Genomic DNA, 13,826 nt, shown 5'->3' on the forward strand with positions numbered 1-13,826 from the left:
AATTAAACACTAAACAATGAGTCTATTCTACAAAAAAACAGCTGGATTAGCGTTGTGCACACTCTTCAGTGCTACATCACTTTTTGCCCAGCAAGGTATTTCTGGAAAAGTTTCAGATGCCAAGGGGCCATTATCGGGTGCAACTATCTCTGTAAAAGGGACAAATAGAGCTACCCAGTCAGGTACAAACGGAGAATTTAGTATTCAAGCTGCTCAAGGCGAGACAATTCGCATCTCCTTGGTAGGTTATAAACCTCAAGAAATTGTGGTTGGCGCAACTAAAACGATTAATGTTAATCTGTCAAATGACGAATCCACTTTAGGTGAAGTTGTTGTGACAGCGATGGGAATAAAAAGAGAAAAGAAAACTTTAGGGTATTCTTTTCAAGATGTCAAAGGGGATCAATTGGTTGATGCAAAAGAAAATAACGTCGCCAATGGATTAGCAGGAAAAGTATCTGGCCTACAAGTAATTAAAGGGTCCGCCGGTCCAGCTTCCTCAACAAAAATAACTTTAAGAGGAAATAATTCCTTAACTGGTGATAACCAACCTCTAATTATAGTCGATGGTGTGCCATTAAACAATTTTTTAGGTGCAACCAATGGTATTGGACAGACAAATAATGACATGTGGAATCCTGGAACTGATATGGGTGGCGGTTTAGGAGATATCAATCCAGAAGATATCGAAAGCATGTCTGTACTTAAGGGCGGGGCAGCATCAGCTCTCTATGGTTCAAGAGCTGGTAATGGCGCAATTATTATTACAACAAAATCTGGGAAAGCTCAAAAAGGTGCTGGCATAACTTACTCCTCGACATTAGGACTAGAGACTCTCTTTATGACGCCAAAGCTGCAAAGTACATATGGACAAGGGAAAGACGGAGTCAATAATCCTACAAGCACAGAAAATTGGGGAGAAAAACTAACTAGTCAGGCTTATGACAATATTGGTAACTTTTTCAAAACAGGGGTCAATCACACTCAAAATTTAACTTTTCAACAACAATTCAACAAGACCAATATCTATACTTCGGCAACATACTTAAATGATCAAAGTAAAATCCCCGGTTCTTCATTGGAGCGTCTGAATTTAATGACGAAAGTAAACACATCTTTTGGTCCTGATGATCGTTGGACGACGGACGTAAAGGTACAATATATGAATACCAATGCGAAAAATAGACCAGCATCAGGTGATAATACATCGAATATGTATAGTACATTGTTTACTATGCCACGTTCAATAAATATCTTAGATTTCAAAAACGCAGCAGATGCACAGGGGAATATGAATTGGTATGGTACAACAAATTCTATCAATCCTTATTGGCTGGCAAAGTATAAATTAAATCAAGATATTCGTGATCGCTTCTTAATGAATGGAAGCATTCAATACAAATTCAATGATTGGTTAAATGCCGAGGCAAGATTAGGAAGAGACCAATATACAACGAATTATGAAAATAAAACTTACGCTGGAAGTCCAATAAGCGCAACAGGACAGTATGGTTTAGGTAAAAACACTTTTTTTGAGAATAATTTTACTTTGGCTTTAAATGCTAAGAAGGACAATTTAGTTGGCAAATGGGGGGGAGCATTATCACTATTTGGACAGATAATGAAACAAAAATCAACCGGATTAGACGCAAATGCAGGGAATTTAGAAGTTCCCAATCTATTTTATATACAAAACAGTATTTCAAATCCGGTAGTAAATCAATCCCTAGCCACTAAACAGATCAATTCTCTTTATGCAAATGGAGAAATAAATTATGACAATTATTGGTTTATCAATTTTACCGGTAGAAATGATTGGTCATCCACACTAGGAAATAACAACAGATCATTTTTCTATCCATCCGTCAGTACTTCATTAGTAATTTCTGATATGATAACCAAAAATGGTGGTCAATTACCTTCATGGTTGAGCTTTGCTAAAGTCAGAGGCTCTTACGCACAAGTAGGTAATGACTTGAGTTCTTTTCAGTTATACAATGTATTTAATATAGGGAAAGATCCTAATGGTAATACCACTGCTGGAATGCCTAACACTAAATTCAACCCAGACATTTTAAGTGAATTGATCAAAACTATAGAATTTGGTTTTGATGCTCGATTTTTTCAAAGTAGAATGGGAATTGATTTCGCATGGTATAAAAATAATGCAACCAATCAAATTATTAATATACCAGCTGATCCTTTCAGTGGCTATGAATTTGAAAAAATCAATGCTGGAAATATCCAAAACTCTGGTATTGAAGTTGTTTTAGATGGTCGTATATTTGATAATAGAGAAGGATTCAGCTGGACCTCAAGCATTAATTTTTCAAACAATAGAAATAAAATAATTGATTTAAGTGCCGCAAGTGATATTTATCCATTAGGATCTTATGACAATGTTGCAGTCCGAGCTGTAAAGGGAAGTTTATACGGTGACATTTACGGTACAAAATTTCTTCGTGTTGAGGATGCCAACAGCGAATATAATGGTCAGTTAATTCTCAATGGCAACGGTTTACCACAGGCTAGCAGTGGAATGGTTAAATTAGGAAACCAAGCACCAAAAGCTCTTGTGGGTTGGACAAACAGCTTCGCCTTTAAAAACTTTGGTTTGAGTTTCTTAATTGATGGAAGATTCGGTGGGGAATTTTATTCGGGAACAAACTTAAACCTACAAGTAAATGGTAGCGCTGCCGTTACGGCCCCAAATGGTCAACGTGATAAGTTTTTGGTCGACGGCGTTGTTACTTCAGGAACTGGATATGCAAAAAATACAGTAGAAACAACTCAACAATTATACTGGAATCAAGTTGGTACGACATCTGGAAACTTTGGCATCGGTGAAGCCAACGTGTATGACGCGACTAATATTAGATTAAGAAACCTAAGTTTAAGTTATAATTTTCCTAGCACAATACTAAAAAACAGCATTATACAACGTGCAAAGATCAGTGTGACAGCAAATAACGTTTGGATGATAAAAAGTCATGCAAATGGAGTTGATCCAGAATCTGTCTTTGCGATTAATTCGAATGCGACAGGTTTTGAAAATTTCTCAACACCAACTTCAAGATCATTTTTCTTTAACGTAACATTAGGATTTTAAACAATAAAAAAATGAAAAATTTCAAATCAAAAATAGGATTAGCCATATTATTTGGATCTATCACATTTTCTTCTTGTTCAAAATTTGAAGAAATAAATATTGACCCCCTAAAGGCCAATGAAACACAAGTAAAAATTGAATACTTTTTCAATAACTCACTGACTGGAGCTCAGCAAGATCCAAATATTGCAGAACGGATATTTGTTTTAGACTGGAAAACAGCGGGAAGACAACACATGACAAATGGCCTTGCATTGGGTACAGTAAATGACGATTGGTCAAAAGAGTATTACAGATATTCAGCAGAATGGATTAAAAATGCAAGCAAAGGGATTCAAATTGCGAATAATGAAATCAAAGCTGGATCAGCAAAAGATTACACAAACAATGTTCTTCAAATATCAAGAATATGGAGAGCCTATCTCATCAGTGAACTGACAGATAATTTCGGCCCAGTTCCAATTGACTATGCGGAAGGTGTAAATCCGGAATACAAATCTGTAAAAGATGTGTATTATTATATTTTCGATGAATTAAAAGATGCTATCTCAAAAATTGATGCAAATGTTAAAATACCTGAAGAAGTATTAAAATTTGACAGAGCGTACGGGTTTAAATACGAAAGCTGGATCAAATACGCGAACTCTATGCGTATGCGACTAGCGATGCGTTTATCCGAAGTAGATGCTGCTAAAGCAAAAGCCGAATTTGAAGCTGCTGCTGCAACAAATAAATATATTACAACTGCTGCTGATAATTTTACAGTTGCAGAAAAAACAGGTTGGGATCCATTATCCGGTGTAATGAGCAGAGAGTGGAACGCACAGACACTATCCGCCACGTTAAACAATCTTTATATCGGTTTAGGAGGAATAAAATCAGATCAATTAGTTGGCGCAGATCTAAAGTCTTCCATTAAAGACGAAAACTATATTGGAAAACGTTATGCTAATCATTTCACCACTCAAACAAATGATCCTTCTGCTGGATATTGGTTAGATGGGCTTCCCAATAAGATTGATCCACGCGCATATAAAGCATTTTACATTCCGGGAGATCTAAGTAATTCTAATTATTCTTTATATCCGTCATGGACCGATGATGCGAAAACGCAGGAAGAAGTATTGGTTAGTGGATCTAATGAGATAAAAGTTAATACAAAATATACATGGAATGCATTTTCTTTAGGTGATTGGGGTGCAAAAGGAACAAATAATAGACTTCGTTCAACTTTAGTGGGAAAAGTTCCAGCACTAAGTCAACAATTCAGAGCGAGCACTAGCAGTAGAATCTTCTTCGCAAGCTGGGAATCCTACTTCCTCTTAGCTGAAGCCTCAGTAAGAGGATGGTCTACAGGCACAACTGCTCAACAAGCCTATGAAAATGGTGTAAAAGCTAGTTTTGACTATTGGGGAGTCGGCTCATTTGTTAGCAATTACTTAAATTCAGAAAACTATAATCGTGTGGGAACTTCGGTAAAATTCACCCATACAACCGAACCAGGCGACAACCACAATATGAATTACATAGATGGATATACAAATGCACCTGGAACAGTTAGCATCAAATATCCTGTCAACACATTATATAAAAATGGTACCGTGCGCAATGATCTACTAACGAAAATTATTACTCAAAAATTTATTGCCAATTTGCCGTGGTTACCATTAGAATCATGGAATGACCAAAGAAGATTGGGATTACCTTTCTTTGAAAATCCTGCAATTGAGAATGCATTGCCCAACTTGCCGGATCTAAATACAGGCAATATGATGACAAGCAGTATAAAATTTTTCCCTCAAAGGTTAAATTATCCTTCGTCCTTCAGAGAAGCTTCACCAGAAAAATATCAACAAGCTGTTTCTCTTTTAGGAAATGCTGATAAGGTATTAACTCCATTATGGTGGGCAAAACAGAAATAGACTTTCTACGGATAGTATATAAAAAAGGAGGTGCATTCTGCACCTCCTTTTTCTGTCAGTTTTCATTGTACTGAACTCTCCCGAATACAAAACCACCAGATTCTACATCTTGGTAATCGTTGTATAAGCCCAATTCGTCCAAACCCCATCTTTATTTTTTATCCGTGCCGAAACTATATATGTACCGCTATTAGAAAATTGTATGCGTACACCAGTATGGTTCTCCAAAAGACAATCCAATCCCGAATCGTAGGTAACTGTTGCTGAAGGCGATACTTGCCATTCAGCATCGATTGCATCCGTACATCTGATGGGATATAAAGCAACAAAGTTCATTGGTGACATTGAGCCTGAACCAATTGTAGTAGATTCACTCTATATTCCATTAAGCAACGTTGGCAGGGCTGCCATAGCAACCATTTTTGCTTTTGAAGAAGGAGCAGGTAAGTAGCGTTCAGGGATGGAATTTAGATCTGTCTTTGTGAACGCGAAAGAAAAGATAATGCCTACGCATAACAAACTTTTGAAGATTTGTCTTTTTTTCATAATTGATTATTTTATAATTGAGTAAATAGGGTGATTTTTTGGTTACACCCCAATATCTATAACTAATTTGATTTATTTTGTGTTTGATACAGCAAGTTATTATACCTGATAAAAATCAGCCAATCACTTTCTAACTTTTATTATCCATTATATCCGAGGCGCCCATTCGACAAATCATAAGCCAAACTTGTTACAAATCTAAATTCCGTATTTCACTATGAAACGGCCCATCTTATGTATTTAAAAACATAGACCGATCATTTCTTTTTAAAAAATTTAAAAAGAAATTTGAACTTAATAGAAATACTACATATCTTTATTTTAAATAACATAATTATACGGCCAAATCCTGGAAAGGAAAGCCAACTAAATAATTACACAAACTAACTTTGATATTAAAAATAATATCGTTTAAAATCTCAAAATCGAAGAATTACTTAACGAAGTTGAACTAAACCATGATTGTCGATATTTTAAGAAATTTGTACTATCGTCCAATGCAACCGATTGCAGAAATAGCAAACGCATTGTCCCGAAGTATACCCTCAGTGACCAAGCAATTAAATGGTTTGCTTATGAAAGATATCATTGTGGAGAAAGGGTATGCAGCCTCTACCGGGGGAAGGAAGGCTATCCAATATATGCTAAATGAAGACTTGAATCATATCGTTTTAAGCCTATCCATTGATCAGTTTTACACCTCAATTGCCTCATCTAATTTGAGAACTGAAGTACTTCATTCCGAAAATAATATTCCAATTGATCTGAAAGGTCCAGAGGCGTCCGCCATAATTATGGATTCTTTAGAAGATTTTCTTTCAAAACATCAAATAAGAAAACATTTAGTTATAGGTATTGGAATTAGCATGCCTGGCTTCGTTAATTCCGAAACAGGGTTAAATGAATCCTACAGCGAAGATTCGTCCCTATACAATATTCGTGAGCAAATCGAAAATAGATTTGAAATTCCTGCTGTTATAGACAATGATTCACGCTGTGTCGCATGGGCTGAAAAAAAATTCGGCGAAGCTCAAGACTCCAGCCATTCACTTGTCATCAATCTTAATTGGGGTGTTGGACTTGGTATACTGATCAATGACGATATATTCAAAGGAACTTCCGGATTTGCCGGAGAATTCAGTCATATCCCACTTTCTGATACCCTGACGTTATGTTCGTGTGGGAAGAGAGGATGTCTGGAAGTAGAGGCATCAATTAGCGCTGCTATCCGAAATATCCAAAAAGATATCAAAAAGGGAGCATATTCAATCTATGAGAAATTAGAGCTAGAACATAACAATAAAGTTGAGGCATTGATAAAATCAGTACAAATCGGGGATCAAGTAGCCATTAATAATATTGGGAAGATTGGATATTTATTAGGAAAAGGAATATCTACGCTTATCCATATTCTAAACCCCCATCGAATCATTATCAGTGGTAGGGGTGCAGAAATAGGTCAGATTTTAGCACCACATATCCAGGTTGCTGTCAATGAATATAGTATTCCAAAGATTGCAAAAAAAACGACCCTCAGTATCTCAACGTTACACAGGAGCGCTCAGCAACTGGGCACAACGGCTTTAGTTATCGAAAAATTTATCGCACGCATTATAAACTAATATTTTACACAAATACCTAAAACATGAGTCTATTTTACAAAAAAACTGCGGGATTGGCTTTATGTACACTATTCAGTGCTACATCACTCTATGCGCAGCAGAGCATTACTGGAATAGTTTCAGATGCCAAAGGACCGATCTCCGGTGCTACGGTTTCCGTAAAAGGGACAACCAGAGGGACACAGACAGCAGCAAACGGATCTTTTACGATCCAAGCCTCACAGGGCGAGACCTTACGTATATCCATAGTCGGATATAAATCCCAGGAAATTGTCGTAGGATCTACCAAAACACTTAACATTACACTAACCGAAGACGCCTCAGCGTTGGAAGAAGTTGTCGTTACAGCCATGGGTATTAAACGGGCTCCAAAAGAACTCGGCTATGCCATGAGTACCGTGGATTCGAAAGAATTAACAAAAACTGGATCACCCAACTTTGCTGGCGCTTTATATGGTAAAGCACCTGGTGTCCGCATCTCTGCTGCCCCGGGTGGTGCTACCTCAGGTATCAATATCAATATCCGCGGAACCAATTCAATCACTGGAAACTCCCAACCACTAGTGATTATTGATGGAGTACCCATGCGCCAGACCTCATTTAACAACTCCGATTATTGGGGCGATCAGCGCGCCAGGGGTAATGGTTTGGAAGACTTAAACCCGGAAGATATCGAAAACATCAGCATCCTTAAAGGTGCATCAGCGGCAGCACTATATGGATCAGAGGCAATGAATGGTGTAGTCTTGGTTACGACCAAATCTGGCAAAGCTGGCAAAGGCTTCTCCGTTGATTTTAATGCGACATATACTCACGATCAAATTGCATATCTGCCCCGATTCCAAGATGTCAGAGGGCCTGGCTACTCCAAAGCTTATAACGACGTAAAACAGGCAGATGATCTTTTTTTCTATTATGGTGACGAAGACAAAGTCAATGGTGTCACTCGTGGCCTAATGAACACCAGTTTGAACTTTGGCCCAAAATTCGATGGTAAAGACATTATTTCTTGGGATGGTCAGGTTAGACCGTATTCCGCACAAAACTCATATAATAAATTTTTTAACAACCCCAACAACAGTATATTCAATCTCGCGATTGGCAATACTTCTGAAAATTCCAATATACGTTTCTCCCTGACACGTCAGGATAATCAGATGACAGCATTGGATTCATACAACAAAAAGAATGTAGCCAATCTAAATGCAAGTTTTACCCTTTGGAATAAATTCAAAAACGATGTTGTTGTCAACTTTGTCAATCAGCACACCCATAATAGACCTTTTCTAACGGATAGGTTAATCAATAATACCGCTGGTATGATCTCGACTTTTGATAATCCAGAGTGGTATCTGAATAAATACAGAACAAGTCTGGGGTATAAGTATGTGATCAAAGATCCAAACACACAATCACTCACACCAGATGAGGATATCCATTACTTTGGTTATCGTGGTGATGTGTTAGGCTTCCTTTGGGATACCAAAGCGAAACAATATGATGAGTATTCCAATCGTCTGATCGGGTCATATACAGCAACCTGGAGTATCACCGATGATTTGTCACTTCGCGGACGCGTGTCAGCAGATGTAACTTCACAACGCACAGAAAGCAGACAGCCAAATGAAATTCCGTTGGAATTTGGAAATTCTGGTGGGTTTTCTTTGGGCAACCAAAACGCAAATATTTATTACACGGATCTCTTAGCAACTTATAATAAAAATATCAATGAAGATATTAAGATAGGGGTCATCGCTGGCTATACGGCAACACGTTCGCAAGACACCTATGTACAAAATGAGACCAGTGGTGGTTTAACTGTACGCGATTGGTTTGATGTCAATGCATCGTTAAATCAGCCTATAAGAAACGATCGTTATAATTACCGCAACTATATGCTTCGTGATGCTGTTTTTGGAACATTGAATTTTAACCTGAAACAATTTTGGAATGTAGAGGGTACATTACGTCGTGAACGGATTTCTACAATGAATCCAGATAACAATGTGCTTTATTATCCTTCAGTCAATTCAAGCTTTATCTTGTCAGATGCCATAAAGCTGCCAGAATTTTTTAATTACGCCAAACTTAGAGCATCTTGGGGGATTGTGGGTAGTTATCCTGACATTTATAAGAGTGCACTTGCTTATACCGTAAAAACATTAGGTCCTCAGGTTACAAATGGTGCATCTGTGATCTATTCGACACTACCAACAACTGGCTTTGGAAATATAGATATTAAGCCCGAGACCAAAAACGAAATAGAATTTGGTTTAGAAACCAAGATGCTCAACGGTCGTTTAGGTTTAGATGTTACTTATTATAATGGTTTAGTAAAAGATCAGATCATTAACTATACCTTGCCTATTTCAAGTGGTTCAAACTCGATACTGGCCAATGTTGGTTCTCTACGCAACACCGGTTGGGAATTTGCCATCAACGGTACACCCATACAAAAAGAGAATTTTAAATGGAGTTCAACGCTTAATTTCTCGATGAACAATAACAAGGTCGTTTCACTTCCAGGAAACGCTTCCACACTTCTGCTAAGAGACTATGATGGTAACGCTGCGCAACTCGTCGCCAACGTTGGCCAATCAATGGGCGATATTATGGTCAGACCGACCAAAATGGACGAAAATGGCAATCGGGTTGTTTCCTCAAATGGACTTTATGAAATAGATGGGGATAGATGGATAAAAGCCGGAAATGCTTTACCCAAAGCTGTTGGTGGTTTGATCAATAACTTTTCGTACAAAAACTTTTCTCTCGATGTCTTGATGGACTTCCGCCTTGGAGGTAGTGTTATGCCTACAGGTACCAACTGGATGATCAGTAGAGGCCTACTTGAAGAAAGTTTGAATAATATGGATGCAGAGCATGGTGGACTTAGTTACTATCAAGCAAAAAATGCCAATGGTAGTATTGTTGGTATCGCAACAAACGCAACAACTGGGCCAAATGGTGAAACAGTTTATCACGACGGTATGCTTTTAGACGGAGTTCTAGCAGATGGTTCTTCGAATACCAACATTATTTCGCAAGCAACTTACTATGCAAACACCTATAATTGGGGTGGACCACAATATTCACAATCGCGTTATGAACTGTATGTGAAAAAGAACAATTATGTAAAAATGCGGGAGATTTCAATCGGTTACCGCTTACCTGCATCGGTTGCGAACAAACTAAAAGCTAAAAACATCCAGCTATCTGCTTTTGGACGTAACTTATTCTTTGTCTATAGATCTATCAAAGACCTTGATCCAGAACAGATGACAGGCGGATCCAACTGGATTAACAGTGTATCGAATGCAGGTACTTCACCGGCAACAAGAACTTATGGTTTAATGCTACGTGCTAGCTTCTAATTTTATGAAAATGAAAAAATCAGTTTTATTTATGGGGCTAGCTATAGCCGCATTATCGACAATAACATCTTGTAAAAAAAGCTCATTTGGGGAGTATTATAATGACCCTTCAAAGGCCGCTCAGACATCAATTGAGAAACAGTTCACTGGCATGATCTATGATTTTAGAGCACTCATTATACCGACTTACGGGAATTATTTTATTACGTTAAGACCAACAATCAATCTCTACATCCAAAACCTAGGCTCAATCAACCAAGCCAATCAATTGGTTCCCGGATCCGCAGCTATCGAAGAACGCTGGAATAAATATTATGCGGGCTTAGCACAATACAAGGAGTTTTTAAGACTTTTTGATAAGCAAAATGAAAAAGAAAAAGCGGAGAAAAGAGTAATACTTCTTGCTGCAAAAATTATATTCTATGATCAGACCCAACAGATGGTAGATCTTGTAGGGGATATTCCTTGGACTCAGGCCGGGTTATTAAACACCAATAATGGGGATTACACGATCTCTTACCCTAAATATGACAAAGCAACAGATATCTATACAACAATGCTAGATGACCTGAAGTCTATTGGTGCAGAACTGAATGACCTCGAAGTCCCATCTACATTCGCGGGAGCTTTTAGAACGCAAGACCTTATTAACAATGGTAATATGGACTTATGGAAAAAGTATTGCAACTCGCTTCGCTTAAGAATGCTGACCCGCGTTTCCGAAAGCAGCCAATTTTCAGCCCGAGCACAAACTGAAATTGCTAGTATTATTGAAGCTCAAGATAAGAACCCGCTTATACTGACCAATGCGGATAATGCACAGCTTGATATTTTTAATATCAACTCCGATATTAAATCGGAAGATATAAGGGGGGCATTTGAAACAGATGGCTGGTATGCCAACTTTGGCAGTAAGCCAATGATTGATGCCATGGTTGCAACAGCAGATCCTCGTTTGCCCATCTTATTTGAAAAAGGCGAAAAATCGGCTGGAAAATATCTTGGTTTAGACCAGAGTTTAGGCGAAAATGAACAGTCAAACTTAGCCCGTGGAGGAACATTAAGTTTCTACAATAGGCATACATTGTCACGTAATAAATACCTCCCTGGCATCTTGATCAGCGCGTCACAAGTTAACTTTCTACTGGCAGAATATTACAACAAAAAAGGGAATAATACTGAAGCAAAAAAGGCATTTGAAAATGGTTTAAGAGAATCAGTAAACTTGTACTACGATATATCAACAAAAAGTGACGAGCAGTTTGTGGCGGCTCCAAGTAAACCGACCGCAACAAGCATCGAAAACTTTGTCAAAGCAGTTAACTGGGATGCTGCTAGTAATAAAATTCAATTAATCGCAACCCATAAGTGGCTACATTTCAATCTGTTCCAAGCGGTAGAGAACTGGTCGGAACAAAGACGTCTGGATTATCCGAAATTTACAATTCCAACGCTTAATTCTGACAGACAGAAAACAATACCATTTAAATTAACTCTACCTCAAACAGAGGCCACTTATAACACAACCAACTATAATGAGGTAAAAGATCAGGACAGCCCAAATATAAAACTATTCTGGGACGTCAATTAATCGACACTACATCTCCTACAGAAAGCCACCTTTAAGTGGCTTTCTTTTTATCATTTTCATTATATTTATACATGCAAAAACTGACAACCATTATATCAACCGCACTGTTGGCAACAACTTCTACATTGGCCTTTGGTCAAGCACACAATGTCTCGGGGGGCTATCAAAAACCTACCGATCCGCAGGTGATCGAAAACCTCGAACAATGGCAGGACATGAAATTCGGTCTCTTCATGCATTGGGGAACCTACAGTCAATGGGGAATTGTTGAAAGCTGGAGTATCTGCCCCGAAGATGAAGGCTGGACACAACGCAAACCCGAACACGGAAAAACATATTTCGAATACCTTAAAAACTACGAAAATCTACAGACAACATTCAATCCTACGGATTTCAACCCTCAAAAATGGGCCGATGCGGCCAAAGCTGCCGGGATGAAATATGTGGTCTTTACCACCAAACATCACGATGGTTTTGCGATGTTCGACACCAAAGAATCGGATTATAAGATCACTTCTACCAAAACGCCCTTCTCCTCCAACCCAAAAGCAAATGTGACCAAAGAAATCTTTAATACATTTCGCAACGACGGTTTCAAAATCGGAGCTTATTTCTCCAAACCGGATTGGCACTCTGAATACTATTGGTGGCCCTATTTTCCACCTAAGGACAGAAACGTAAATTACGACCCAAAAAAATATCCCGAACGTTGGCAGAAGTTCAAAGACTTCACCTACAATCAGATCAATGAGTTGACATCTGAGTATGGAAAGGTAGATATCCTTTGGTTGGATGGCGGACAAGTGCGTCCACTAGAAACAGTTGACAAATCTGTGGATTGGCAACAGACAATTAAAACAGATCAAAATATTGATATGGATCGCATTGGTGGCATGGCCCGAAAAAATCAACCCGGTATCATTGTTGTCGACCGCACCGTTCCCGGAAACTGGGAAAATTATGTGACACCGGAACAGGCCATACCCGAACATCCACTGGATATCCCCTGGGAAAGCTGTATCACCATGGGGGATTCTTTTAGCTATGTTCCCAATGACAATTACAAACCGACAAAGAAAATCGTTGAGACACTTGTCAAGATTATCTCACGTGGTGGTAACTATTTGCTGAATATTGCTCCCGGCCCTAAAGGAGACTACGATCAGGCTGCATATGATCGTTTAAACGAATTGGCCGCATGGATGAAGATCAACCAGAGTGCTGTATACGCCACACGTACCATTGCTCCTTATCATCAAGGTGATTATTATTATACCAGAAGTAAGGACAATAAAATCGTCAATGTATTCCACCTGTCGGAGGGAGATACCTACCAACAGCCGAATGAATATGTCTTTGAGGTACCTAACAATTTTAACGTGAAAAAAATCACAATTCTGGGCCATAAAGGTCGCCTGGACTGGTCGCAACATGACAATCAGATTACCCTGAGAAGCCCAGGTACAAGATTCAATTATGCTACCGCGATTCAATTGCAAAGCAAGTAACAAAAAAGCAGCTGGATTACATCTAGCTGCTTTTTTGTTATCCAATAACGATGATCAGCTTTAGCCATTTTGAGATACTTTCATTTGACTAGCGAAAATCAGCAAATACATTAACCTCGATCGCTAAGCCCAATCGTTATCCGAATAACTAAAAATA

The 13,826-nt window shown here is 38.4% G+C and carries 8 protein-coding genes; 6 read left to right on the plus strand and 2 right to left on the minus strand.

Annotation, left to right across the window (positions count from 1 at the left end; all coding sequences use genetic code 11):
• Nucleotides 1–16 precede the first annotated feature (16 nt).
• The gene (locus HMAT_RS22150) at nt 17–3,109 is read left to right on the plus strand and encodes a SusC/RagA family TonB-linked outer membrane protein (protein ID WP_104385018.1); all 3,093 of its coding nucleotides are present in this window, start codon (nt 17–19) and stop codon (nt 3,107–3,109) included.
• 11 nt (nt 3,110–3,120) lie between these two features.
• A complete protein-coding gene (locus HMAT_RS22155; RefSeq protein ID WP_104385019.1) occupies nt 3,121–5,031 on the plus strand; it encodes a SusD/RagB family nutrient-binding outer membrane lipoprotein in 1,911 nt (636 codons plus the stop codon).
• A 102-nt stretch (nt 5,032–5,133) separates the two neighbouring features.
• On the opposite strand, the gene HMAT_RS22160 is transcribed toward HMAT_RS22155, so the two are convergent.
• Both HMAT_RS22160 and HMAT_RS27125 read right to left on the minus strand, forming a co-directional pair.
• Nucleotides 5,134–5,376: a hypothetical protein gene (locus tag HMAT_RS22160; protein ID WP_158656052.1), complete on the minus strand. Its 243-nt coding sequence runs from the start codon at nt 5,374–5,376 to the stop codon at nt 5,134–5,136.
• 30 nt (nt 5,377–5,406) lie between these two features.
• Nucleotides 5,407–5,577, minus strand: coding sequence for a hypothetical protein (locus HMAT_RS27125; RefSeq protein ID WP_158656053.1), 171 nt, complete (start codon nt 5,575–5,577; stop codon nt 5,407–5,409).
• 575 nt (nt 5,578–6,152) lie between these two features.
• Between HMAT_RS27125 and HMAT_RS22165 the strand changes: the two genes are divergently transcribed.
• The 4 genes from HMAT_RS22165 to HMAT_RS22180 all read left to right on the plus strand — a co-directional run bounded on the left by HMAT_RS22165 (nt 6,153) and on the right by HMAT_RS22180 (nt 13,669).
• Entirely contained in the window at nt 6,153–7,199 is a 1,047-nt protein-coding gene (locus HMAT_RS22165) for an ROK family protein (protein ID WP_233789520.1), read from the plus strand.
• A gap of 23 nt (nt 7,200–7,222) precedes the next feature.
• Nucleotides 7,223–10,570 (plus strand): SusC/RagA family TonB-linked outer membrane protein, encoded by a 3,348-nt coding sequence (locus HMAT_RS22170; RefSeq protein ID WP_104385022.1) that lies wholly within the window; start codon nt 7,223–7,225, stop codon nt 10,568–10,570.
• A 10-nt stretch (nt 10,571–10,580) separates the two neighbouring features.
• Nucleotides 10,581–12,161 (plus strand): SusD/RagB family nutrient-binding outer membrane lipoprotein, encoded by a 1,581-nt coding sequence (locus HMAT_RS22175; RefSeq protein WP_104385023.1) that lies wholly within the window; start codon nt 10,581–10,583, stop codon nt 12,159–12,161.
• A 71-nt stretch (nt 12,162–12,232) separates the two neighbouring features.
• Nucleotides 12,233–13,669, plus strand: a complete 1,437-nt coding sequence (locus tag HMAT_RS22180; RefSeq protein ID WP_104385024.1) for an alpha-L-fucosidase — start codon at nt 12,233–12,235, stop codon at nt 13,667–13,669.
• The last annotated feature ends 157 nt before the right edge of the window (nt 13,670–13,826 follow it).

This window comes from Sphingobacterium sp. HMA12 (assembly GCF_002933815.1).
Classification (GTDB): domain Bacteria; phylum Bacteroidota; class Bacteroidia; order Sphingobacteriales; family Sphingobacteriaceae; genus Sphingobacterium.